At 41.6% G+C, this 25,271-nt stretch carries 27 protein-coding genes and 1 pseudogene; 21 read left to right on the forward strand and 7 right to left on the reverse strand.

What is annotated here, in order from left to right; translation table 11 throughout:
- The 12 genes and pseudogenes from WA010_RS09615 to WA010_RS09670 form a co-directional block, all read left to right on the forward strand.
- Positions 1-282, forward strand: a pseudogene (locus tag WA010_RS09615) (DNA-binding protein); the annotation flags it as partial.
- On the forward strand, positions 279-1,649 hold the full coding sequence (locus tag WA010_RS09620; RefSeq protein WP_422556907.1) for an RNA-binding domain-containing protein: 1,371 nt from the start codon (positions 279-281) through the stop codon (positions 1,647-1,649). The pseudogene WA010_RS09615 and the gene WA010_RS09620, both read left to right, overlap by 4 nt.
- Positions 1,633-3,552, forward strand: a complete 1,920-nt coding sequence (locus WA010_RS09625) for a DEAD/DEAH box helicase (protein ID WP_422556908.1) — start codon at positions 1,633-1,635, stop codon at positions 3,550-3,552. The genes WA010_RS09620 and WA010_RS09625 overlap by 17 nt, the downstream gene beginning before the upstream one ends.
- On the forward strand, positions 3,552-4,712 hold the full coding sequence (locus WA010_RS09630) for a GIY-YIG nuclease family protein (protein WP_422556909.1): 1,161 nt from the start codon (positions 3,552-3,554) through the stop codon (positions 4,710-4,712). The genes WA010_RS09625 and WA010_RS09630 overlap by 1 nt, the downstream gene beginning before the upstream one ends.
- Positions 4,713-4,792: 80 nt before the next feature.
- On the forward strand, positions 4,793-5,545 hold the full coding sequence (locus tag WA010_RS09635) for an SDR family NAD(P)-dependent oxidoreductase (protein WP_422556910.1): 753 nt from the start codon (positions 4,793-4,795) through the stop codon (positions 5,543-5,545).
- 24 nt (positions 5,546-5,569) lie between these two features.
- Entirely contained in the window at positions 5,570-7,645 is a 2,076-nt protein-coding gene (locus WA010_RS09640) for a molybdopterin oxidoreductase family protein (RefSeq protein WP_422556911.1), read from the forward strand.
- Between the two features lie 3 nt (positions 7,646-7,648).
- Entirely contained in the window at positions 7,649-7,981 is a 333-nt protein-coding gene (locus WA010_RS09645) for a YraN family protein (RefSeq protein ID WP_422556912.1), read from the forward strand.
- A gap of 102 nt (positions 7,982-8,083) precedes the next feature.
- Positions 8,084-8,401, forward strand: a complete 318-nt coding sequence (gene trxA, locus WA010_RS09650; RefSeq protein WP_422556913.1) for a thioredoxin — start codon at positions 8,084-8,086, stop codon at positions 8,399-8,401.
- A 197-nt stretch (positions 8,402-8,598) separates the two neighbouring features.
- Positions 8,599-9,534, forward strand: coding sequence for an NAD(P)/FAD-dependent oxidoreductase (locus tag WA010_RS09655; protein WP_422556914.1), 936 nt, complete (start codon positions 8,599-8,601; stop codon positions 9,532-9,534).
- Positions 9,535-9,598: 64 nt separating this feature from the next.
- A complete protein-coding gene (dapB, locus tag WA010_RS09660) occupies positions 9,599-10,369 on the forward strand; it encodes a 4-hydroxy-tetrahydrodipicolinate reductase (RefSeq protein WP_422556915.1) in 771 nt (256 codons plus the stop codon).
- A 10-nt stretch (positions 10,370-10,379) separates the two neighbouring features.
- Complete coding sequence (gene purF, locus WA010_RS09665; RefSeq protein ID WP_422556916.1) at positions 10,380-11,729, forward strand: amidophosphoribosyltransferase; 1,350 nt, start codon at positions 10,380-10,382, stop codon at positions 11,727-11,729.
- A gap of 9 nt (positions 11,730-11,738) precedes the next feature.
- Positions 11,739-12,701 carry a TIGR01212 family radical SAM protein gene (locus tag WA010_RS09670; protein WP_422556917.1) on the forward strand — a complete coding sequence of 321 codons (963 nt, stop codon included), beginning with the start codon at positions 11,739-11,741 and terminating at the stop codon, positions 12,699-12,701.
- Here WA010_RS09670 and WA010_RS09675 read toward each other — a convergent pair.
- From WA010_RS09675 to WA010_RS09695, 5 genes are all read right to left on the reverse strand, one after another.
- The gene (locus tag WA010_RS09675; protein WP_422556918.1) at positions 12,698-13,228 is read right to left on the reverse strand and encodes a DUF2393 family protein; all 531 of its coding nucleotides are present in this window, start codon (positions 13,226-13,228) and stop codon (positions 12,698-12,700) included. The genes WA010_RS09670 and WA010_RS09675 overlap by 4 nt on opposite strands.
- Positions 13,225-13,740 (reverse strand): DUF2393 family protein, encoded by a 516-nt coding sequence (locus WA010_RS09680; protein WP_422556919.1) that lies wholly within the window; start codon positions 13,738-13,740, stop codon positions 13,225-13,227. The genes WA010_RS09675 and WA010_RS09680 overlap by 4 nt, the downstream gene beginning before the upstream one ends.
- Positions 13,737-14,411 (reverse strand): bifunctional phosphoribosyl-AMP cyclohydrolase/phosphoribosyl-ATP diphosphatase HisIE, encoded by a 675-nt coding sequence (hisIE, locus tag WA010_RS09685; RefSeq protein WP_422556920.1) that lies wholly within the window; start codon positions 14,409-14,411, stop codon positions 13,737-13,739. The genes WA010_RS09680 and hisIE overlap by 4 nt, the downstream gene beginning before the upstream one ends.
- 112 nt (positions 14,412-14,523) lie before the next feature.
- Positions 14,524-15,564: a prohibitin family protein gene (locus WA010_RS09690; protein WP_422556921.1), complete on the reverse strand. Its 1,041-nt coding sequence runs from the start codon at positions 15,562-15,564 to the stop codon at positions 14,524-14,526.
- Positions 15,565-15,573: 9 nt separating this feature from the next.
- The gene (locus WA010_RS09695) at positions 15,574-16,494 is read right to left on the reverse strand and encodes a branched-chain amino acid transaminase (protein ID WP_422556922.1); all 921 of its coding nucleotides are present in this window, start codon (positions 16,492-16,494) and stop codon (positions 15,574-15,576) included.
- A 241-nt stretch (positions 16,495-16,735) separates the two neighbouring features.
- On the opposite strand from WA010_RS09695, the gene WA010_RS09700 reads away from it, so the two are divergent.
- The 4 genes from WA010_RS09700 to WA010_RS09715 are packed head-to-tail and all read left to right on the forward strand — an operon-like array spanning position 16,736 to position 18,024.
- Positions 16,736-16,966, forward strand: coding sequence for a type II toxin-antitoxin system Phd/YefM family antitoxin (locus WA010_RS09700; protein ID WP_422556923.1), 231 nt, complete (start codon positions 16,736-16,738; stop codon positions 16,964-16,966).
- A 5-nt stretch (positions 16,967-16,971) separates the two neighbouring features.
- Positions 16,972-17,361 carry a type II toxin-antitoxin system VapC family toxin gene (locus WA010_RS09705; RefSeq protein ID WP_422556924.1) on the forward strand — a complete coding sequence of 130 codons (390 nt, stop codon included), beginning with the start codon at positions 16,972-16,974 and terminating at the stop codon, positions 17,359-17,361.
- Positions 17,362-17,408: 47 nt separating this feature from the next.
- Complete coding sequence (locus WA010_RS09710; RefSeq protein WP_422556925.1) at positions 17,409-17,573, forward strand: hypothetical protein; 165 nt, start codon at positions 17,409-17,411, stop codon at positions 17,571-17,573.
- Positions 17,563-18,024 carry a hypothetical protein gene (locus WA010_RS09715; protein WP_422556926.1) on the forward strand — a complete coding sequence of 154 codons (462 nt, stop codon included), beginning with the start codon at positions 17,563-17,565 and terminating at the stop codon, positions 18,022-18,024. Before WA010_RS09710 ends, WA010_RS09715 begins: the two co-directional genes overlap by 11 nt.
- A 97-nt stretch (positions 18,025-18,121) precedes the next feature.
- On the opposite strand, the gene WA010_RS09720 is transcribed toward WA010_RS09715, so the two are convergent.
- Positions 18,122-18,571, reverse strand: a complete 450-nt coding sequence (locus WA010_RS09720; RefSeq protein WP_422556927.1) for a globin — start codon at positions 18,569-18,571, stop codon at positions 18,122-18,124.
- A 134-nt stretch (positions 18,572-18,705) separates the two neighbouring features.
- Between WA010_RS09720 and WA010_RS09725 the strand changes: the two genes are divergently transcribed.
- Both WA010_RS09725 and WA010_RS09730 read left to right on the forward strand, forming a co-directional pair.
- Positions 18,706-20,121, forward strand: coding sequence for an aldehyde dehydrogenase family protein (locus WA010_RS09725; RefSeq protein ID WP_422556928.1), 1,416 nt, complete (start codon positions 18,706-18,708; stop codon positions 20,119-20,121).
- A 109-nt stretch (positions 20,122-20,230) separates the two neighbouring features.
- A complete protein-coding gene (locus tag WA010_RS09730; protein WP_422556933.1) occupies positions 20,231-20,698 on the forward strand; it encodes a peroxiredoxin in 468 nt (155 codons plus the stop codon).
- Between the two features lie 96 nt (positions 20,699-20,794).
- Here WA010_RS09730 and WA010_RS09735 read toward each other — a convergent pair whose 3' ends face one another.
- Positions 20,795-22,318: a DUF3373 family protein gene (locus WA010_RS09735; protein ID WP_422556929.1), complete on the reverse strand. Its 1,524-nt coding sequence runs from the start codon at positions 22,316-22,318 to the stop codon at positions 20,795-20,797.
- A gap of 304 nt (positions 22,319-22,622) precedes the next feature.
- Here WA010_RS09735 and rpsB point away from each other — a divergent pair, with 304 nt between their 5' ends.
- The 3 genes from rpsB (at position 22,623) to WA010_RS09750 (ending at position 25,201) form a co-directional block, all read left to right on the forward strand.
- Entirely contained in the window at positions 22,623-23,402 is a 780-nt protein-coding gene (gene rpsB / locus WA010_RS09740) for a 30S ribosomal protein S2 (protein WP_422556930.1), read from the forward strand.
- Positions 23,403-23,404: 2 nt separating this feature from the next.
- A complete protein-coding gene (gene tsf / locus WA010_RS09745) occupies positions 23,405-24,472 on the forward strand; it encodes a translation elongation factor Ts (RefSeq protein WP_422556931.1) in 1,068 nt (355 codons plus the stop codon).
- Positions 24,473-24,559: 87 nt separating this feature from the next.
- Positions 24,560-25,201: an ABC transporter ATP-binding protein gene (locus WA010_RS09750; protein ID WP_422556932.1), complete on the forward strand. Its 642-nt coding sequence runs from the start codon at positions 24,560-24,562 to the stop codon at positions 25,199-25,201.
- Positions 25,202-25,271: the final 70 nt, after the last annotated feature.

Consider the following 25,271-nt stretch of genomic DNA (forward strand, 5'->3'; position numbering starts at 1 on the left):
GACGATAGTGTTTTTACCCTCTTTAGCAAATACCCCTATCTCAAAATCAAAATTTATACCCAAACCATCACCAAACAACTAGCACTTGATTATCAAAAATACCAAGCACAATATCAAAATATCGAGCTTTTAGAGTTTAAAAACGCCCATGATAGATTTTTGATTATTGATAGTACACAAATGTACCACATCGGAGCAAGCCTCAAAGATTTGGGCAAAAAATGGTTTGCGTTTTCTAAATTTGAGACGGATGCGTTGGAGATTTTGGGGAGATTGAAATGAAACTACAAATGGATGAATCACAAAACATAGAATTTAAACAAATCTGGAAAGATGAATACCTCAAAACTATTAGTGCTTTTGCAAATAGTGGCGGTGGTAAGCTCTATATCGGTGTAGATGATGATGGTGAAATTATCGGCATTGATAATGCCAAAAAACTCCTAGAAGATATACCAAACAAAGTGCGAGATATTTTGGGCATCATGGTAGATGTCAATCTTATGCTAGACGAAGATAAAGAGTACCTTGAAATCATCATAGATAAATACCCATACCCTATAAGCTATAAAGGTTCGTATTACTACAGAAGTGGAAGTAGCACGCAAGAGCTAAAAGGTGCTGCGCTTGATAAATTTTTACTTTCACGACAAGGTAAAAAATGGGACGGTGTACCTGTACCTTATTTTGGATTTGATGATTTAGACCCTTTCGCATTTAAACTCTTTCGCCAAAAAGCTTCAAAAAAGAAGAGAATAGATGCTGAACTTTTAAAAGAGAGTGATGAAGTGCTGATAGATAAACTTCATCTAAAAGAGGGTGATTATCTCAAACGAGCAGCAACTTTACTTTTTGCAAAAGATCCCCAAAAATATGTAACCGGAAGTACTATAAAAATAGGATACTTTAAATCAAATAGCGATTTAGTTTATCAAGATGTTATAGAGGGAAATCTTTTCGAGCAAGTAGATAAAGCGATGGAACTTATATTTACAAAGTATCTAAAAGCAATCATCTCTTATGAAGGGGTGCAAAGAGTTGAGAGTTTTCCTGTCTCTGAACTAGCCTTTAGGGAAGCTCTTATCAATGCGGTAGTTCATAAAGATTATAGCGCACAACAAACTATCCAAATAAGTGTGTACGATGATAAATTACTTATGTGGAATGCTGGGGATTTACCACATCATTGGACGATAGATACCTTGATGCAAAAGCATAACTCAGAGCCACACAATCCTGCTATTGCTGCTCCTTTTTTCTTAGCCGGCTATATCGAGTCTTGGGGAAGAGGGATAGAAAAAATCATAGAAGAATCACGAAAATTTAATGGAATCACACCGCAGTTTAGATGGCTAAATGGTTTGTGGGTGGAGTTTTATTTTAATAATACCCCAAAGAAAATAGAAGACAAAGAAACTAGGGTAAAAACTAGGGTAAAAATCTTAGAATTGATTAGTGAAAACCCAAAAATTACCAATCAAGAATTAGCAGATAAGCTAGAACTCACTGTTAAAGGTATTGAGTGGCAAATTAAAAAACTAAAAGAACAAGGTAAGCTTGAGAGAATTGGTGGTGCCAAAGGCGGTTATTGGGATGTGAAAACAGATTTTAGACAACTTAAAGGGAAAATAGATGCAAAATATCGTTGATGTCACCTATTCACAAACCGGAGAAAGCACCTCTGTAAATCAATACGGAATGCGTCAGATGCAAGAACGATCATTCGCGGCGCGAAACGCTCAATATCTTCTTTTAAAAGCTCCTCCGGCATCGGGTAAATCACGAGCATTGATGTTTATCGCTCTGGATAAACTTATCCATCAAGGGATTAAAAAAGCGATTGTAGCCGTGCCGGAACGCTCTATCGGCGGATCATTCGGAACGACGAATTTGATGATGCACGGATTTTATGCCGATTGGGAACCAAACCCGATTTATAATCTCTGTATTCCCGGAGGTGAGGGGAGTAAAGTCGAAGCGTTTAAAAAGTTTTTGAGTAGTGATGAAAAGATTCTCATCTGTACCCATTCGACATTACGTTTCGCCTTTGAACAACTCGATGAGAGCAAGTTTAACGGTACTCTTTTAGCCATCGATGAGTTTCATCATGTATCGGTGGATGGTGAGAGTCGTTTGGGCGAACTCCTACGCTCTATTATGACCAAATCAGATGCTCACATCGTAGCGATGACGGGTTCGTATTTCCGAGGGGATAGTATCCCGATTCTTTTACCTGAAGATGAATCGAAATTTACCAAAGTCACCTATAACTACTATGAGCAGTTAAACGGGTATGAGTATCTCAAATCATTGGGAATCGGGTATCACTTTTATCAGGGGAAATATACGTCAGCTATCAATGAGATACTCGATACCGATAAAAAAACGATCCTCCATATCCCTAACGTTAATTCAGGGGAATCGACCAAAGATAAGCATAAAGAGGTCGATACGATTTTGGACATGATCGGTGTGGTGGAACGTGTCGATGAGGATGGTGTCATCTATGTCAAACGTCATGGAGACGATAAGATTATCAAGGTGGCTGATTTGGTCAATGATGATCCGAAAGATAGGGAAAAAATCGTCACCTATCTCAGAAACATCGATTCGGTCGATGATATGGATCTTATCATTGCCTTGGGAATGGCAAAAGAGGGATTTGACTGGCCGTATTGCGAACACGCACTTACGGTAGCATATCGCGGTTCTTTGACCGAGATTATTCAAATCATCGGTCGAGCCACCCGTGACAGCGAAAATAAAACGCACGCACAATTTACGAACCTTATCGCCGAGCCGGATGCTACTAATCCTGAAGTTAAACTCTCTGTTAATAATATGCTCAAAGCAATTACGGCTTCATTGTTGATGGAGCAGGTATTGGCTCCGAATTTTAAATTCAAGCCTCGTATGGAAAATGATAATGAGGGCAATAAACCCGGAGAGATGAAAATTAGAGGGTATAAAAAACCAACCAGTAAAAGAGTCGAAGAGATCATCGAATCCGATCTCAATGACCTCAAAGCGACGATTTTACAAGATGACACGATGATCAAAGCGATGCCGGGGAATGTTGACCCCGAAGTAATCAATAAAGTACTTATTCCTAAGATTATTAAAATCAAATACCCTGATCTAAGCGATGATGAAGTCGAACAGCTCAGACAGCATGTTGTCGTCGATTCGGTCATCAAAAACGGTGAAATCAAGGAGAGCGGCGGTAAACAATTTATTTCTATGGCAGGGAAATTTGTTAATATCGATGATCTGCATATTGATCTGATCGATAGCATTAATCCATTTCAGCGTGCTTTTGAAATTCTCTCTAAATCGGTGACGACACAAACACTCAAATTGATACAGGAGAGTATTGAAGCGACCCGTATTCAAATGACCGAGGAAGAAGCCATCATTCTATGGCCTAAAATCAATCTCTTTATTAAAGAGCGTGGAAAACAGCCTGATCTGAACGCATTGGATTCACAAGAAAAACGTCTTGCAGAAGCGATTGTATTCCTCAAAGACCTCAAGCGGAAGATGCAAGCCTAATGGATAATACTCTCAAATTACTCGAAATTTTTGCCGATGACCCGTTGGGACTATTGGAAGTAAAACCAAAATCCTCACCGGCACGAAATGAAGATGAACGACTGGTCGCTTCATTCGAAGAGATTAATGCGTTTATCGATAGCAATCAGAGAGAACCGCAAAAGAATATGCAAGATATGCAGGAAACGACACTTTTTTTAAGACTCGAAGGGTTACGTGAAAATCCTGACAAGATGGACTCACTTCGTTCTCATGACCGCCATAATCTTTTAGGAATTGCACAAGAGGTTGAAATCAATTCTATAGAGGATATTTTGAATGGAGATATGTTTGGAATATTAGACGATGCGGAAGATATTTTCACTCTCAAGCATATTCCGCAAGAAAGGGAACAAGCCCAATTAGTTGCTAGACGAGAATCTTGTAAAGAGTTTGAACAATATGAACCGCTATTTAAAGAGTGCCATGCCGATTTAAAAGCAGGGAAACGAAAATTGATCAAATTCAATGAACGCTTTTTGGAAGAGGGAAACTTTTTTATTCTCAAAGGGGTGATGGTCTATTTGGCCAAAATCCATGAAGCCAAAAAAGATAAATTTCAAAAGCTTGATGGTCGGACGCTTTGTATATTCGAAAATGGAACTCAATCGAATATGCTGATGCGTTCATTAGGCAAGGGATTATTTGATGACGGTTATGCGATCAGTGAGCATGAAGATAAGGTATTGGATAAATTAAGTCTAATTACCGATGAAGATGAATCGACGGGATATATCTATATTCTAAAGTCCAAAAGTATCCACCCCGAAATTCAATCAATTGAGCATCTATACAAAATCGGGTTCTCGAAAGTAGACGTCAAGGAACGGATTAAAAACGCTGAAAATGAGCCAACCTATCTTATGGCACCCGTTTCTATAGTTAGTGCGTATGAGTGCTATAACATGAATCCTCATAAGCTAGAACAGTTGCTCCATAGGTTTTTTGGCACATCATGTCTAAGCATAGATATTTTTGATCACGAAGGGCAACGCCATAGTCCAAGAGAATGGTTTATTGCCCCTTTGGATATTATTGAGCAAACTATAGAAATGATACTTACCGGAGATATTCTCAAATATCGATATGACAGTGTATTGCATATGATTGTGGGGAGATAATTTATTTATTGACCTTATGCACTTTTTGGAAGTATAAGATTTCGAGTGAGTACATGGGTAACATTATATCGGGAGAGTAAATGCATATAATTATCACAGGTGCAAGCAGCGGATTAGGGGAAGCGTTGGCGCTTCATTATGCGACGCACGAACATCAGCTGGTATTGATCGCCCGCAGAGAAGATCGTTTGAACGATGTAGCGCAGCGATGCCGAGTCAAAGGTGCCGAGGTGGAGATGATTGTTGCCGATGTCAATGATTTTAAGCGGATGGGAGAGATCGGGAAAAGTTTATGTGAGAAGAGGGTTGATCGGATCATCCTTAATGCAGGAATTTCGGTCGGTCACGGTGGGGGAGTAACCCCGTTTGAGGATTTTCATCGAGTTTTTCAAACCAATTTTCTGAGTATCCATGCTCTTTTGGAGCCAATGATTCCAAAACTAATGGAACAAAAAGCGGGTGAGATTGTTTTTATCTCTTCACTGGCATCTCTCTTTACGATGCCGACTTCGATCGCCTACAGCAGTTCCAAACGTGCTATTAATGCTTATGCGGAAGGGTTGCATTATCAGCTTAAACCTCATGGTGTCAATGTGATGACAATTATGCCGGGATTTATCGAATCAGAGATGACACAGAAGAATCACTTTAAAATGCCGTTTTTGATGAAAACAGAAGAAGGAATAGCCCGTATCACCCATGCGATTGAACGGAAAAAAATACGCTACGCTTTTCCTTTTAGATTTTACTTAATGATTCGAATTGTCTCGCTACTTCCGCAGTCCTTAAGAGACAAAATTGTAAACTTCACTAATTTTAAAAAGGGTGCATAACCCGTACTATCAAGGAAATATCCGATGACAATCGACAGCGTTTGTACCTATTGCGGCGTAGGATGTGATATTTCTGCTGAGGTGGAAGACAACAAAATCCAAAAAATCTTCGCCAAAGAAGAGGGGACAGTCTCTCAAGGGCGGTTGTGTATCAAAGGAAAACAGGGATGGGATTTCGTTACTCATCCTAAACGGCTCCGTAATGCCCGTGTCCGCAAATCCTTTTTAGCCAAAAACAGCGCACTCTTTGCCGATTTGGATATGGACTATCTCGAACCGGTGGATCATGATTTTTATGAGATCAGCTATGAAAGTGCGTACGAGCTGGTTGCCCGTAAACTCCGCGCCATCACGGATGAATTTGGAACACACAGTTTTGCCGCGATTGGCGGTGCTCGAACGAGCTGTGAGAGCTCTTATCTCTTCCAACACTTTACCCGTCACGTAGTCGGTTCTCCGCACGTCGATAACTGCGCCCGTGTCTGTCACTCCCCCTCACTTAAAGGGATGCGCACGACGATTGGTGAGGGGGCGATGACTAACCCGTTTGATGATATTTATGAGACTGAATATATGGTCGTTATGGGGAGCAATACCACAGAAGGGCATCCAATCGTTGCGAACCGTATGCTCGATGTGATAAAACAAAAAGAGATAGAGTTAGCGGTTCTCGACGTGCGACGTATTCAACTCTCGAAATCGGCGACCAATCATTTGAGCATCCCCTATGAAGCCAATCTGATGATTCTCAATATGATGGCGTATGTTATCCTCTCCGAAGATTTAGTGAATACAGAGTTTGTTGACAAACGGACGAAAGGGTATGAAGCGTATAAAAGCTCTATTTTAAATGATCCCTATGCTAATCCCGACTATCTGCTTCAAATTTCGGGATATGAGTCGCTTGCCGAGGAAGTCCGCATCGTAGCCCGTAAATATGCGACACGTAAAAGCCTCTTTTTCTGGGGGCTTGGGATTACGGAACACTTGGATGGTTCGTATGCGGTGATGGCGATTACTCACCTCGCAATGCTTACGGGCAATATCGGTAAACGCGGAGCTGGGTTGATGCCTCTGCGTGGACAGAACAACGTTCAGGGGACGTGTGATGTAGGGATGCTGCCGTATTACGCTCCTGATTACCAGCAGCCTAAAGAAGTGGGGATGATGACCCCAGATTTGATCAATGCGATGGTAGAAGGGAAAATCAAAGCCCTCTATAATATCAGCGAAGATATCGCTCACATCCATCCGAACCAAAATAAAATTCATACTGCTTTGGGTAATCTCGATCTTTTAGTAGTGAATGAACTCTTTGATAATGAGATTACGAAATTCGCCGATATCATTTTTGGAGTCAAAAGTACATATGAGAAAACGGGAGTATATGTTAATGCTGAACGCCGTTTACACCTCTCTCAGCCGCTGATTAATGTCACTATGCCTGATGACTGGGAAGTGATCGCCGAAATCTCCAAACGCTACGGAGAAGATTTCGGATTTAAAACCTCTCGTGATGTTTGGGAGCGAGTCCGTATCGATGCACCGATCCGTTTTGGGGGGGCGAGCTATGAAAAACTCGAATCCAATCGTTTACGTGGGTTGCAATGGCCCGTTCAAGAAGAAGATTTACCAGTCTTGCATATCGACGTATTCCGAACAAAAGATGGATTTGGAACATTTCATTATCATCAGTATGCTCCACGTGGTCAAGTCGAAGAACTGCTCAATGCTCAAAGTCATGGAGGGTATTATCTTACCACCGGACGAGTTTTGGTTCATTACAATAACAGTGCCCAAACCAATGCGTGTGATAAATTAAGCCGCTCTCACACTGAAGATACACTGCTGGTGAGTGTCGAAGATGAAGATTTCTTCGAATATAAAGATTTTGTCGTCCTCAAAAGTGAATATGGAGAAAGCGCACCTTTACGGGTAAAAGTAAGCTCAACCGTGAAAAAAGGGACGTTATTTACGACGTTCCACCATGCGCAGAGCAACATCAATTTTCTCTTCGGAGATGAATCCGATGAACTGATCAAAACCGCTCGCTTTAAGTCGATCAAAGTGGATATCATTAAACCCGATTATTTGGATTAAGTAGTGCATACCAAAGCCAAAGGGAATCTGGCGGAGGAGAGAGGGTGCGAGTACCTTCGAAAAAACGGGTTTAGAATCATCGATCGAAATGTCTACAACCGTTTCGGCGAAATCGATATTATCGCATTTCGGGATAATGTGATCCATTTTGTCGAAGTGAAAAGCGCAATGAGCTATGAACAAGCTGTTAATAATATTACCCCCTCAAAACTCCAAAAACTGGGAAGAACAATCCAGTTTTATCTTCAGAAGAAAAAACTAAATAGTGATTATTGTATCGATGCGCTGATCGTCAGTGATGAGGGGATCGAATGGATTGAAAATATTACATTATGAGATAGACTCCTGAGAAAAAATGTGAGTATTATGTAATAAGTCATTTTAAAGATTGGGGCGTTATAATGACCCCATATAAACATAGAAATCAAGGATGTAAACATGGCTAAATACACTGAATTGACAGTATCAAATTTTGATGAAGTAACCAAAGAGGGTGTCGCACTTGTCGACTTTTGGGCACCATGGTGTGGACCGTGTCGTATGATTGCTCCGGTTATTGAAGAATTGGCAGCAGAGTTTGAAGGTAAGGCGAAAATCTGTAAAGTAAACACAGATGAAGAGCAAGATATCGCGGTTAAATACGGTATCCGTTCTATCCCTACAATTCTTTTCTTCAAAAACGGTGAAGTCGTTGAACAAATGGTTGGTGCTGCTTCTAAGCAAGCATTTGCTGACAAAATTAACGCATTACTATAATTTGAACGACGAGGGAATAAAATCCCCTCGTCTACGCTTGCCGCTATGGCACTAAAGCTTGACCCGTTCGGGTCAGATTTTTCCTTTCCTCTTATCTTCTCTAAATTTTTTCTAAAACGATTTTTTTCTTAATTCCCTTTTGGCAAGACTTAACTACAAATGAGTATGATACGTCAAAATAAAAGCGGAGGCTTTGGATGTTGGATTGTGCAATTATCGGAGGGGGACCTGCCGGACTTACCGCAGGGCTATATACCACACGCGGTGGTTTGGATAATGTCACGATGTTTGAGAAAGGGATGCCCGGCGGACAGATTACGATGAGTTCTGAGATTGAAAATTATCCGGGGGTAACGGGGCATATCACTGGGATGGATTTGATGATTCCATGGCCGGAACAATGCCAAAAATTCGGATTAAAACATGAAATGTCAGAAGTGACACGTGTGTCACAACGTGCAGACGGTATTTTTAGTATCCAAAAATCAGATGGTTCATCTGATGAAGCAAAAAGTGTTATCGTATGTACCGGATCGACTCCAAAACGTGCGGGATTCATTGGTGAAGATATCTTTTTCGGGCGCGGTGTGAGTACGTGTGCAACATGTGACGGGTTTTTCTATAAAAACAAAGAGGTTGCCGTTATCGGAGGGGGTGATACAGCACTCGAAGAGGCTCTTTATTTGGCAAAAATTTGTTCGAAAGTTTATCTAATCCATCGTCGGGATACCTTCCGTTCTGCTCCCAATACTGTTGCGAGAGTAAAAGAGACAGCTAATATTGAGCTAGTATTAAACGCTATCCCAGAAGAGGTATTCGGCGGGTCGATGGGAGTTGATGGAATCAGAGTCAAACTCCAAGATGAAATACTGCGTCAAATCGATGTTCCTGGGGTTTTTGTATTTGTCGGCAATAATGTGAATAATCAAGTTTTGATTCAAGAGGATGGCTCCTTTTTGTGTGAGATGACCCCGTGGGGTGAAGTAAAAGTTGATTTGAGTATGAAAACATCGATTTTGGGGCTTTTTGCAGCGGGTGATATGCGGGAGCAAGCACCAAAACAAGTCGTGTGTGCAGCGGGTGATGGAGCTGTTGCTGCATTGCAAGCAATTGGGTTTGTCGATGGGCATTAACGGCTCTTTAAACACGAAGAGAGTAAAATATATTTACAGTAATGTTTAAATAGGGATGCTACAAATGATTAGAGCAGGTGTATTTGGCGCTGGCGGGCGTGTCGGAAAGCTGTTGATTGAAGATTTGCACCACGAAAGCGAGATTTCATTGGGTGCAGTGTATGTGCGTAATGAGCTCAACTTTTCAATCGATCCTTCGGTATTGGTGACGAACGATATGGGAACGCTACTCAATGGAAGTGATGTTATTATCGATTTTTCATTGCCGGAAGCAACACAGCTTTTACTCGAAAAAGCAATTGAACATCCTAAGCCTTTGGTGATCGGGACGACAGGGTTAGATACCCATCAGATGAATTTACTCAAAACTGCCAGTGAATCAATGCCGATATTGTATGCGACTAATATGTCGTTGGGGGTTGCATTGCTCAATCAATTGGTTCATATGGCGGCTAAAACACTCGATGGATTTGATATCGAGATCGTCGAACAGCATCATAGACATAAAAAAGATGCTCCAAGCGGGACAGCATTGACATTAGCCCAATCAGCGGCAGTAGGGCGAAATCTTGATTTAGATGCAGTACGTGTTAGTGGACGTAACGGTAATATTGGTGAGAGAAGCAAAGATGAGATTGCGGTGATGGCACTTCGTGGTGGAGATATTATCGGGCGCCACACGGTTGGATTTTATAATGATGGGGAGTTTGTAGAATTACATCATACCGCAACTAGTCGTAACACATTCTCCAAAGGAGCCATTCGTGCGGCGAAATGGTTGGTCGAAAAACCAAATGGTCTTTACAGTATCCAAGACTGTTTAGATCTTGCATAAGGAAATAAAAGTGCGTAGCTTAAATGAAAAATGTGCAGTTGTCGGTATTTTTGATCATTCTGAAGCCTCTAAATTGGCTTATTTCTCTCTTCATGCTTTACAGCATCGAGGGCAAGAGGCTGCCGGCATTAGTAGTGGGGATGGCACAAAGCTTTATACGATCAAAGATCGTGGTCTTGTAACTCAAGTTTTTGACCCCCAAAAACTTAATACGCTTAAAGGAGATATGGCAATCGGGCATACGCGATATTCTACAGCGGGAGATGACTCGATTCTCGATGCACAACCGGTATTTGCCCGTTACGATTTAGGGGAAATGTCAATTGTCCACAATGGTAATTTAACTAATGCCAAAGAGGTAAGAGATACCTTAATTAAGAAAGGGGCAATTTTTCAAACCTATATGGATACCGAAAATCTTATTCACTTGATCGCAAAAAGTGATCAGCATCATTTGACAGATCGTATTATCGACGCAGTCAAAAAGATTGAAGGTGCCTATTCTCTTGTCTTTTTGAGCCGTTCTAAAATGTTTGCGATGCGTGATCCGCACGGATTCCGTCCACTCAGTCTCGGACGTGTGGGTGATGGGTATGTAGTTGCATCGGAAACATGCGCATTTGATTTAATTGGTGCAGAGTATATCCGTGACGTTGAACCGGGTGAGCTCTTGATTTTCGAAAAAGGGAAAGCACCAAAATCGATTAAAGTATTCGAACCAACCCCAAAACATTGTATTTTTGAGTATGTTTATTTTGCTCGTCCGGATTCAAATGTTTATACTCAGAATGTTTATGAAATGCGTAAAGCAATGGGAAAAGCATTGGCACAAGAACAACCGGTAGTTGCTGATATGGTGGTTCCTGTCCCTGATGGAGGTGTTCCTTCGGCGATTGGATATTCTCAACAAAGCGGTATCCCTTTCGAGATGGCGATTATGCGTAATCATTATATTGGACGTACTTTTATTGAGCCAACTCAAGAAATGCGTGATCTAAAAGTAAAAATGAAGCTCTCTCCGATCAATGACCTGATTCGCGGCAAACGTCTTATTGTTATTGATGACTCGATTGTGCGCGGAACGACTAGTCGCCAAATTGTCCGAATGCTTAAAGCGGCAGGCGCATCTGAAGTGCACATGCGTATCTCTAGCCCTCCAACAACCGATCCGTGTTACTATGGAGTTGATACGCCCGATAAAGAGAAGCTTATTGCTGCCAATATGACCAATGAAGAGATTTGTGCCTTTATCGAAGCCGATTCATTGGCTTATTTGAGCAATGAAGCGTTACTCAGTAGTGTCAACGGCAAAGAAGAAAATTACTGTACTGCCTGTTTTACTGGCAAATATATCATTTAAGAGAGTTTGATGCGGGAGCAGATTTTTACATTCGGGCAATATCTGCATCGTAAGTTCGGGACTAAAATTTCAAAGGTTCCTGTCTCAATTTCCGGTTTTACCTGTCCCAATATTGATGGAACTGTTGCTAAAGGTGGATGTACCTTTTGTGAGAATGACTCATTTAGCCCAAGTTTAGATCACGCACGTGAACTTAAAGGTTTTTTTTTAAATCTAAACTCCACTAATAACCCTCATTTAGATAAACAGCTTCAACAGTTAGAGTGGCAATTTAATGCCCTCTCTCAAAAACTTCGTAATAAAAATGGTGCTGAAAAATTCATAGTGTATTTTCAGAGTTTTACTAATACGTACGCCCCTTTTGAAACACTCAAAGCTCTCTATGATAAAGCGTTAAGTTTTGAAAATGTGATAGGTTTGAGTATTGGTACACGTTCGGATAGTATTACGGATGAAACATTAGAATACCTTGCAACTCTCTCGAAAAGAACTGAAATTTGGATTGAATTTGGTATTCAGTCAATTTACGATGAGACGCTGAAACGGATTAATCGTGGGCATGATAGCGCTAATGTTAAAAAAGCAATTATAAAAGCCAAATCGTATGGAGTGAATGTTTGTGGTCATTTGATTTTTGGTCTTCCTGATGAGAGTCAAGAGATGATGTTGGAAACTGCTAAAGCAGCGTATGATTTGGGAATTGATTCTGTTAAATATCATCCCCTTTATGTAGTTAAACGGACTGCGTTGGCAAATGAATATGCACGAGGAGAATTTAAACCGATTACCCAAGAACTTTATGTGAAAGTTCTTGCTCAAGCTATTCTGCTCAAGCCTCCTCATGTGAGTGTGCAACGGATTACAGCTGGCATAGATGATGAATCTCTGATTGCTCCTGAGTGGTGTCGAGAAAAAAATGCGCAGTTCAAAGCAGTTAATGAAGTGTTAAAATCCATTGGCTTAAAGTATTAATCGACTTGACCTGTTACATTGAAAGATGCTTTATTGAAATAGGGCGGATAATCCATCATGATTCGAAATGTTTTAGATTTACCCGGTTGGAGAGATTCGGCTACAACATGTTGTTCAACAATATTTTGTCGTTTAAATTTAGGATCATCCCCTTCGAATAATTCGGCAAATACGGATGGCTGACTAAATTGTTTTGCTTTTTCACTTGTTCCCCCTCCAATATTACTCATTTTTATAACGGCAATGACATTTTCAACTGGATAATCTCCGATATTTCGAACGGTTCCTCGAATAAGAATTTGTTCAGATTGATAATAGCGTTCTTGGCTTATATTACTTATATCAACTTTATATGCCATTTTATTGATCTCATCCCAACTAAATATTCCAATTAAAGCAAGTACGCCAATGATTGTCATTAAAATAGAATAGGGTGTTTTTGTTCGAAAAGAGATTAGCACTCCTATAATCAAAAGAAGTGCTAAGGAGCCTACTAGAAGATAGTGTAAGGGTGTTAAAGGACTCATCTGCAATCTGCTTTAATCGTAATATTGTAATCTTTATTATATCGGAAGGGTTCGACAATAAATTTAAAGGAAGCAGAGCCTCCAGGAGAAATAGATTCATCCAAAATCATTGATCCTTTCTTGAATGGAATATAGGGATAAAGACGATCTAGGTATTGGTTATGAGTTACTTTATGAACCCCGACCTTGATCGTACATTCGTTAAAAGGGCGTTTTGAAGTATTGTTAATATCACCCTTAATCAGAAGAGCTTCCGTAAATTCTAATGCTTTCACTTCATGGAGAATAATTTTATTGTTAAATAGATAATGGTGTAATGCAATATATCCGCCAATAGGTCCAGCGGTTAGAACCCCAAAAGCAATCAAAACAAAAAATATGGCTAGAGCTAATTTATGGCGTAAAAGAATTGCAATAATAAGAAAAAGGATAAAAAAAATGAAGACGGCTCCAAAGAGGAAGTAATCATAAATGATTAGATGTTGAATAAAATCGAGAATGCGTGCTTTCATTGGTTCCTAGCGTTTTTCTCCGCAATCCCGCTCATCCCAAATCTACGGGCAAGCTCTTGTTTGACACGGTCGGGAGAGATATTTTTATGCCCAAGTGCGACGAGGACATGGTACACTAAATCGGCACATTCGTAAATAATTTCATCTTCGTTGCCGTCTTTGATCGCGAAACTAAACTCTCCCGCCTCTTCGACCACTTTTTTGAGGATAGAATTGTCCCCTTTAGAGAGCAGTTTTGCCGTCCAAGAGGTTTCTGGATCACCGTTTTTACGGCTAAGAATCGTGTGGTAAAGCTCGTCGATAATGCCGTAGGTAGCCGCTGTATCGATTTGAGGTTCGCTAATGCTCTCACCCGTTTCGATATTTGTAAAGAAACACGATTTACGTCCGGTATGGCACGCTACTCCTTCTTGGCGAACGATGATGAGGAGTGTATCATTATCGCAATCGAGGAGGAATTTCTCAATGTGTTGCAGATGACCGCTTGATTCCCCTTTTTTCCATAGGCGTTGTTTGGAACGGGAATAGTAGTGGGCTATTCTTGTCGAGAGGGAGAGCTCCAATGCTTCACGATTCATATACGCCATCATCAACACTTCAAGTGTTGTTGAGTCTTGGACAATTACGGGGAGAAGCTCTGATTTGACCCAGTCGATTTGATCAAGATTCATGTAAACCCTTTCTTAGAGGTTATTTGCTAAAAGCGCACAAGTGCGCGTGGGCTTCGCGCCGAGCGAAACTCAGCGTTAGCGTAGCCAATCGGGACGAGTTCCGATTGGTGTATTATTTAGTAGAACTTATTTTTTGGCTATCGCCACTTTTGGTGTCGAGCCAAATATTAGGAGTTGATCCCCCTGGTGTAAGGAAAATTTTCGCATCTTTGTTCTCTTTGAGTGCTTCGTTGAATTTTCCCTGCACTTGGATTTGTTCCAATTTTAACAATCCCGGAGTGAGTGACGCGCCAATGAGATGGTTGGCTTTGGCTTGTGCTTGGGCTTGGATCGTGATAGCGTTAGCAGTACCTTGAGCTTCTGTCTCTTTTTTGAATGCCTCTTGTTTGGCACGCTCTACGTCTTGTTGAGCACGCTCAACCTCTTGTTTGGCTACTTGAACGCGCTCAATTTGATCTTTTACTTTTTGAGGAAGACCGATTTCGCGGAGTTGAATTGATTCTAGCTGTGCCGGAGCATTTTTCTGACCTTCCACATTTTTACGAATCCCTGCTTCGATTTGGGTTGCGATGGCATTGCGCATGATCGGTAAATTTTCCGCTTCGTATTGACCGACAACATTACGAACCACGTCACGTGCTACCGGATCGATGATTTTATCTTCCCAACTAAAGCCCCAGTTAGATATTGTTTGAGCCGCAAGTTGTGCATTAAGGCGATATTGGACGGTAATATCGATCGAAACCGGAAGACCGCGTTTATCCAATACGGTAATCGCGGGTTTAAGGACAATCCCATCTCCTGCTGTGGAAGCACGATCGATTTTATCCGCGTAGTTGATGATACGAACTTTGGTATCAACGATGTACACTTTTTGGATCATTGGGATCAGAAAATGGAGTCCCGGCATGAGTGCTTGATCTTCATATTTACCGTTGGTTGAGAGGATACCACGTTCCCCCTCGGTGATAATAATGAACGGTTTGGCTAAAACGAGGAGCAAAATAAATCCGCCAATGATCCATAATATTCCTGCTTTTTGGCTGTTCATATTAAAATCAAATTTTGGCGGTTTAGGAGCATTGAATCCACCCCCTTTGTTCGCTTCCTCTTTTTTCTTTTTATTAAAATAATCGTTCATATCACTTGCCATATAAAATCCTTAATTGATATACGTGAGGTAGTGATCGTAATCTGGGTTACGACCGCATACTATGTCGAAATAAGCGTTTTGAATTTTCTCCGTCAATGGTCCACGCCCGCCTGTACCGAGAACACGTGCATCGACTTCGCGAATCGGGGTGATTTCAGCTGCAGTCCCTGTGAGGAACGCTTCATCTGCTACATAAATTTCTTCGCGGGTGATTTTTCTGCGTGTTACTTTGATCCCCATATTTTCCGCCATCTCGATAACGGTTTTTTGGGTAATCGATACGAGTGAGTTGTCGTTCGGAGGAGTGATTAGCTCGCCGTCTTTGATGAGGAAAAACGAGGCTCCACTTGCTTCGGCAACGTATCCCTCATCATCGAGGAGCAATGCTTCATCGTATCCTGCTTCAACCGCTTCAAATTTTGCCATTTGAGAGTTGAGATAGTTTCCGACCGCTTTGGCTTTACCCATGTTCGATTTGTTGTTCGGGCGGCTGAATGATGAGATTTTTAAACGGATTCCCCGTTTCATCCCCTCTTCACCCAGATACGCACCCCATTCCCATGCGGCTACCGATACTTCAACCGGAGCTTCTTTGTGGTAAACACCCATAACACCGTAACCGAGGTAAACGATCGGACGAAGATAGACGTTTTCCCCAGTAAATTCGTTCGCACGCAAGAGTTCGATTTGCGCCGCATTAAGTTCTTCTACCGTGTATGGGACAGTTATAAGGGTCATTTTCGCCGATTCGATCAAACGTTTTGTGTGGTCGTTTAGACGAAAAATAGCGTACCCTTTTGGGGTTTTATACGCTTTAGTCCCTTCGATTGCACCGTTACCGTAGTGCAGTGTGTGGGAGAGGACGTGAATCTTTGCCTCGCTCCATGGGAGCAGTTTGCCGTTCATCCAAATAAATTTGGCTTCGTTCATGAGAAGATCTCCAAAAGAAAAATTGGGAGATTTTAGCGCAGTTGGGGTTTAAGGTTTATTAAGGGGTTGAAGATTTACCCAAAAGGGCACTTTGCCCGCAAATGCGGGAAAAATTAATGTGTCGGCGTGTTGCCATTATTACTTGAATCGGCGATAGCTATAGTTATCACCTGTTGCTTCTTTTTAATCGTTTATAAAGCTTTATAGTTTATCCTTCAAGTATATAGTTAAAGGATTTGTAATGACGGTAACCGCCAAAGACCTCCGTTTTAATGTCTCATTTTTATTTGATGTCCTCAGTAAAGGGGAGGATGTGACGATCACCCATCGTGGAAAAGCCAAAGCCAAGCTCATCTCGTATGACGACACTGAACAAACACCGAAAGATGATGCGATGTTTGGAATGTGGAGCGACAGAGATGAAAATATTGATACTATGGTGCGCAATATGCGAAAACGTAGAGAGTTTTAACCTTTATGGCATACGATATTTTAGTTGATACGGATGTCTTGATATGGTATCTACGGGGGAATGAAAATGCAAAGACCTTAATTCATTCGATAGGGGATTTTTGCATTTCTGGGGTAACGCATATCGAACTGGTACAAGGGATGCGGAACAAAGAAGAGCTTAGACGTTTTCAAAAGACTCTACGACAATGGAATGTTAAAACCATCTACATGAATGAAGAAATCTCCGCAAAAGCACTTTTTTACGTCGAAGAGTATTTTTTGAGTCATAGTATGGAGCTTGCCGATGCACTAATTGCATCGACAGCTACGATGTATGGGATGAAACTCCTCACCGCCAATGATAAACATTATCGTATCGTCAAAGAGTTGGAGATAGAGGTTTTTAGAGCGTAAATAATATGTTATAATATTTCTACTAGTTTGAAAAGGGAGAAGAATAAATGGCGTATAAAATGACCCAATCCGGACATATCGTTCGCGTCAATTTGCCCAATAAGCTCCCGAAAGAATTTATTACCTCCGTCGAAGAAAACCCTAAAGGTGAAAAATTCTTGGAGCGTGCTAAAAATATCATCAAGAACGCAAAAGTAGTGTATGACTTTTAAGATCATTCACTACAGCATCGCCTATAAACAAAGAATTTTAAAACTCTCCACCAATGAGCGGGAACGCGGTTTCCTCAAAAAACTCATCAAAGACTCCGAAAATAAATCCTCAACTATTCATATTCTCATCGATGCTGATGAAACGATTATCGCTCTTGTGGGACTTAGTTGTTCAAAAGTCGATCATCTACCTGCATTACTCGTCGATTTTATTTTTGTAAATCCGAGCTTTCGTGGAGTAATGATTGAAGATTTAGGGGGAAGTGCTTCTGAATATTTGATGGCATACATTACCAGTGTCGTTATCCCCAATACCCGAACATTTTCAGCAGTACGATGGCTTGTTTTAGTCCCCGATAATGAACGACTAAAACTCCATTACATTGAGCAATTTGGTTTTCGTACCTATACCGATAAACATGGTGATGATTTATTATGTCTGCGGGCGTAATCTTTTAAATCATTATTACATATCTCACCGTCAATGACAAACAATATCGTATCGTCAAAGAGTTGGAGATAGAGGTTTTAGCGTGTAATCAATACTTTTAATGTGTCGGAGTGTTGATCATCCAGATAGAGAAAACATCGAGATAATCCCAAAATGATTGAATGTATTCGGGGTTGATCCCCTCATCCTCGAGTTTAGGGAGCAATACGGCGTAAAACTCAAGCCATCGGCGGCGTCCGTGCTCATCGATACGAAACGGTGCGTGGCGACCTACCATGCGGGGCTCACCTCGTGTTTGGGCGAAATAGTCGGGTCCTCCGCAGATTTGGATGAGAAAATCGGCGGCGTGTTTTTTGGCAGCTGCAAAATCCTCTTCGTCATTCACAGGGAATAGAAAAGCGATATCACTATTGCGAATCATTTCATAATGATCATCGATCAATTTACGAAAATGCTCTTCCCCTACTTGAAAATAGAATCCTGGATGAGGTTTAGTGACGGGAGGGCGAACCCCTAGTGCACCGTCGGTAATTTTAAGTTCAAGCATGATGATCCTCTGCGTATATTTTGAGATATATTCTAAAAGGTTCTTAAAAAGAAACTCCTTAAATTTTTTCTTTCCTACTCCTTTTAGGTGATAATTTGTATAATTGAAACATAATTTACAACGGAGATAATTTTATGGACGCACATGTTTGGATGGGATCACGTCACGTTGTATCGCAAAGTTACACTGAACGTCTCAGCCCGTATGATGGGCGTGTCGTTTCACGTGTGGCACAGTGTAGTGCTGAAGATGCAAATGAAGCTTTAAAGATTGCGCAAAAGGCGGCAAAACAAGCTAAAAAAGTTCCACTTCATCAACGATGTTCATGGCTATTGGATGTTGCCTCGAAACTCCGTGAACAGCGTGAAGAATTCGCAAAAGTTTTGTGTGATGAGGTGGGGAAACCGATCACCTACTCACGTATCGAAGTGGATCGATGTATCGAGACGATCACCCTCTCCGCCGAGACGATGCGTACCATGCACGGTGAGACGATCAACACCGACGCGATGAGTAGCGGACGTAAAGCTCATGCCTATTGGCGTCGTGAGCCGGTGGGTGTGGTTGTTGCGATTACCCCGTTTAACTTTCCCTTCAATCTAGTAGCCCATAAATTAGCGCCCGCGTTGGTCGCTGGAAATGCGGTCGTTCTCAAACCGACCCCAGAAGCACCGCTTTGTGCGTATAAACTCTCCCAGCTTTTCATCGAAAGCCCCTTTGCCACTCCCGATGCGTTGAGTGTTGTTTACGGTGACGCCGAAGTAGGAAGTGTGTTGGTCGGTAGTGACATCCCCCGTGTCATCAGTTTTACCGGATCGGTAAGTGTGGGTAATATCATTACAAAAAATGCAGGGATTAAAAAAGTTTCTTTAGAACTCGGCGGTAATGCGGCGACTTATATCGATACGAGTGCTGATTTGGATTATGCCGCCGCGCGTTGTGCCATCGGAGCGTTTGTCAACTCAGGACAGGTGTGTATTTCATTGCAACGTATTTATGTCGATAGTTCTATTTATGACACCTTTTCCCAAAAGATGGCAGAAGCGACTGCTAAATTGGTAGTCGGTTCACCGTACAATGACGATACTTTTTTAGGACCGCTCATCAATGATGAAGCCTCAGCGCGGGCAATGAGCTGGGTCGAGAGTGCGATGGAAGAGGGCGCTCGACCTCTCACTCCTCCACATCGTGAAGGGCGAATCTTTTATCCGTGTGTGATGGCAGATGTGACTGAGTCGATGAAAATCGTTTGCGAAGAGGTATTTGCCCCTATCGTGAGTTTGGTACGGGTGAATGGAATCGATGATGCAATAGAGCGAATGAACAATTCACCGTATGGGTTGCAGTTCTCGGTTTTTACAAACAATCTCTCCCATGCAACCAAGGCGATTGATGAACTCGATGCAGGTGGGGTCGTTATTAACGATATGCCGACATTGCGTTTCGATATTCAGCCTTATGGTGGTGTGAAACTCAGCGGTGTCGGACGAGAAGGCCCACGATTCGCTATCGAAGAGTTTACGGAAATCAAATCGATAGTTATACTTTAAAAAAACGCCATCGGAACGCGTCCCGATTGGCTACGTTAACACTGGGTTTCCTTCGGCAGGAAGCCCAAGCGCACTTGTGCGCATTTAAATTTGTAAAAGGAAGTTAATGATGTTAGAAGTAGGAAGTGTATCCCCCGATTTTTGTTTGAGTAACCAAGACGACGTAGAGATTTGTTCTCGCGATTTGCGGGGTAAATGGATCGTATTGTATTTTTATCCGAAAGATTCTACTCCGGGGTGTACGACGGAAGCGTGTGAATTTACCGCTGCGATGGATGAGTACGATGATATGGGAGCGATTATCCTCGGAGTGAGTGCCGATAGTACCAAAGCACACCGTAACTTTATCGAGAAACAAAATCTCGGTATTACCCTCCTTAGTGATCCGACAACGCAGATGATGCAAGATTACGGCGTATGGGCGATGAAAAAAAACTACGGTAAAGAGTATATGGGGATTGTTCGCTCTACCTATATCATCGACTCAAAAGGGATTGTAAAAGCCGCTTGGACGAATGTGAAAGTCAAAGACCATGTGGTTAAAGTGAAAGAGGAATTGGCTGCGTTGGTAGGGTAATAAAAAAGCACACAAGTGTGCTGGGCTTCCTGCCGAAGGAAACCCAGTGTTAACGTAGCTAATCGGGACGAGTTCCGATAGCGTCAAAAATAGTGTTTAGAATTTATAACGTAAATACGCTCGGATATTTTGTGCTTTATCGACGATACTGGAATCATTACTATTTGAAATAGCGGTTGGTATTCCTGTGGTACTTCCAAAGAAATTGTTACTTCCGGCATAATCGTAATCGATATAGGTATAACGGAGTTGGAAGGTTAGGATATCTTTAACAAGGGGTTCGGTGAAATAGAGCTCATACGCATCTCCACGAGCGGCAATTTTAGAACCGATCAGAGTATCTTCGCCATAAGTGATCGGACGCCAGTAATTGGAGCCGTGATTAAATTCAGCTCCCCATCGTCCTTCGTCGCTGATCAGGGACGGAAATTGGGTTCCAATCCAGTAGCTATAACCTGTTTTACTGTCGTTTGAACCCAGCATACCTCCCTTACCTTCATAAGGATCGGTTTTTGAGATGGCACCACTTACAAATATGATAGTATCATCAAGGAAGTCACTGATACCATCACCGATACCATTAGTCATGACAAAAGCAGTCGTTGTGTGGAGCCCTCCGACAGTTTTCATGCTAAAATCTGTTGCACTTGCTGTTACTTGATCAATTAAATTATTAGCATACGTATATTGAAATCCGGTGCTGTATTGTTTATCATCGTAAGGAACTAGGATGATTCCTGCTATATCGACGTCATTACTTGTTGCATCTTTACCACTATAAGGGGTTGCACTAAAACGTGGTTCGGCATTACTCATCCCACGACCAAGGCAGAGTTTGAAATATGACCCGTCTAAGCCGAGTAGTTCTTCAGTACCAAATTTGGCACTTGCACCATCAAACTCAACATTGATTGTATGGGCAAGCGGTGAAGAGGCAGTGACATCATCTCGGAGATTAATCAGATGTCCTTCAGTCGATGGACGACGACCGATACTCACCGTCCACGGTACATCGGCTCCCATAAATTCATCATCTTGGTAGAAGAAATAGGCAGATCGGACACGGAGTGTATCATCGTATGCTGTTTCACCGCTAATCCAGTCAAAACTTTCCATGCCGGCAGTATTCGTATTTACCATAGAACGCTGACCAAAAGTTTTATTATAGGCAAGCTGTCCTACAAAGCTGAGATTTTTAGTAGCGGCATAGCTCATATTGAGCCAAAGCCGGTTACTGAATAATGCATCATTGTCCTGTTTGCTTCCATCTGCCATTTTATAACTGATATTGTCCATACTGGTTCGAAAATCGACACCGAATTTGAGGTTATTTCCGTTTGTTTTTTTAGACAAATCATCAATTTGATTTTGAATTTCTTCGAGTGTTGTATTAAGCTTGTCCGTACTCGCGATTTCTCGTTTAGTTTCCGTGACTGCGGGTATAGAGAGCTGAGAGTTTAATTTTGAATTTTCAGTTTTCATGGCATTAAGTTCAGCTTTAAGCTCAGCTATCTCTTTTTCCATCTTTTCAAATCGTTGCATTAAAGTAGCATCATCTGCTATTACTGTTGTGCTGAGCAGTGCAACAGCTGTGATCGAACTCAAGATTCGTAAATTCATCATTTCTCCTTATTTTAATGCCTAATACTTGCGAGTTAATTATATTAGCAAAAATTATATAAAAGTAATTTGAATGAGTGAGAATTCGTGTGATAAAAACGTGACATGCGTATAATATTAAATACAGCTAAATTTAAGAGCCATTTCAGTATAATCCGCCCGATTTTCTCTCCTCTTTATTACAGACGTGGGAAAAAATTCGCAAGCGATCACGCGGTTCTCGTGCACCCGATGCATCATCGGCTCTGTTAGCATTCGCCCAAGACAACGAAGAACAAATTATTTTTACACAGGAGTTATCACTATGGTAACTATGAAAGACCTTTTAGAATGCGGTGTACACTTCGGTCACCAAACACGTCGTTGGAATCCGAAAATGAAAAAATACATTTTCGGTGTTCGTAAAAACATTTACATCATCGATCTTCAAAAAACATTGCGTTATTTCCGCAATGCGTATCAACAAGTAGTTGATGCTGCGGCTGAGGGACAAACTGTCCTTTTCGTAGGAACCAAAAAACAAGCGCGCGTTGCAATCCGTGACGCGGCAGTTGCTTGTGGTATGCCATACGTTGACAACCGCTGGTTGGGTGGAATGTTGACAAACTTCCCGACAATCCAAAAATCAATCCGTAAACTTGACATCATCGAAGAGATGCAAGCAAACGGACAAATCAACCTTTTGACTAAAAAAGAAGCGTTGATGATGAATCGTCAAAAAGAAAAATTGATCGCATACCTCGGTGGTATCCGTCATATGAAAACATTGCCTGACATGATGTTCGTTATCGATGCGGTAAAAGAACACATTGCGGTTCAAGAAGCTCGTAACCTCGGTATTCGTGTTGTTGCACCACTTGATACTAACTGTGATCCGGACGTTATCGACATTCCAATCCCTGGAAATGACGATGCGATCCGTTCTATCCAACTTTTCTGTAAAGAAATGGCAGAAGCGATCAATGAAGGTAAAGCACTTCGCAACGGCGGAAACGACGAAGCGGTAGCGGAAGAAGAAGTTGCATCTGAAGTAGCAGTAGAAGCGGCTGTCGAAGAAGTAGCAGTAGTAGCAGAGGAAGCGTAATCATGGCAGAAGTTACAGCAGCGATGGTAAAAGACCTCCGCGCGGCGACTGATGCGCCGATGATGGATTGTAAAAAAGCCCTTACTGAATGTGATGGCGACATGGAAAAAGCAAAAGAATTTTTGCGTGACCGTGGTATGGCGCAAACCGCTAAAAAAGCGGATCGCGTAGCAGCTGAGGGTCTTTTGGGACTTAAAGTTTCTGAAACTTTTGCTTCTGCTTCTTTGGTAGAAATCAACTCTGAGACGGACTTCGTTGCAAAAAATGACGGGTTTATCGCTTTGGTCGGAAACACGGCTGCACACGTATTTACTAGCGGTGTAAGTACAGTGGAAGAGTTGAACGAAACATCATATGAGACAGGGACTTTCTCTGAATATTTTACCTCTCAAGTCGCTCGTATCGGTGAAAAAATCGTTACTCGCCGTTTCGTAACTCTCAATGCGAGTGAAAATGGATGCGTTAACGGTTATGTTCACTCAAATGGACGTGTCGGTGTTTTGGTAGCGGCAAAATGTTCGGATGCTAAAGTAGCCGAAGCACTTGCTCCAATGCTTAAAAACGTTGCAATGCACGCAGCAGCGATGAAACCGACAACATTGACCTCTAAAGATTTCGATCCTGCATTCGTAGAAGCGGAAACTATCGGTCGTATCGAAGCGATCAAAACAGAGAACGAAGAGTTAGCGCGTTTGAAAAAACCGTTGAAAAACGTTCCACAATACATCTCAGCATCACAATTGACTCCTGAAGTTATGGCTGCGGCTGAAGAAGCGATCAAAGCGAAATTGCTCGCAGACGGTAAACCGGAAAAAATTTGGGCAAATATTATCCCAGGATCATTGGCTCGTTTCGTAGCGGACAATACAACTTTGGATAAAGAGCTTGCACTTTTGGATCAAAACTACGTTATGGATGATTCTATGACGGTTGCCGAAGCGATTACTAAAGAGGCTGCTAAACATGGTGGTACTGCTGAAATCGTCGAATTCGTTAAATACGAAGTCGGTGAAGGTATTGAAAAACAAGTCAATGACTTTGCAGCTGAAGTTGCTGCGCAAATGAGCTAAGGGTTTATTCTCTTTTCTCTGTTTCCCTCTCATAGAGGGAGAGCTTATTTTCCCTCTTATTAATCTAATTTCTTCTATAATTCTCTCATGACACTATTAAAAGCCACTTTTTTATCCCATGCCTTTGATTATCCCCTTTTTGAGGATATTTCACTCACTCTTAATGCAGGAGAGTCGATCGCGATCGTCGGTGTAAGCGGTAGCGGAAAATCCACACTGCTTCATATTCTTTCATCATTACTTTCTCCTAATAGTGGAAATGTAGAACTTTTTGGAAATGATATTTATACTTTAGACGATGCCGCATTGGTCAAATTACGTCGAAATGATTTGGGATTAATTTATCAAAGTCACTATCTTTTTAAAGGATTTAGTGCGTATGAAAATCTCGAAGTAGCAGCAATTTTAGCGAAACAGCAGATTGATAAGCATTTACTGCAACGTTTGAGGATTGAGAATGTTATACATCAAAAAGTAACAGAACTTTCAGGCGGGCAGCAGCAACGTGTTTCTATAGCCCGTATCCTCTCAAAAAAACCGCGTTTAATTTTTGCGGATGAGCCGACTGGGAATTTAGATCGTGCAACGGCACTTGAAGTGATGGATATTTTTGAAGATTATTTGAGAACGTATAGTGCAGGAATGGTATTGGTTACTCATGATGAATCGTTGGCTCAACGGTGCAATCACATTTATCGTATGCAAAACGGTATGTTACAGCAAGGATGATTTGATGGAGTGGGCAGAGATATTTAGCGAAGGTCGTAGTGTCGCTTTTCTCCTTCTTTTTACCCGTTTC

The sequence above is a fragment of the Sulfuricurvum sp. genome, assembly GCF_049305995.1.
Lineage (GTDB): Bacteria > Campylobacterota > Campylobacteria > Campylobacterales > Sulfurimonadaceae > Sulfuricurvum.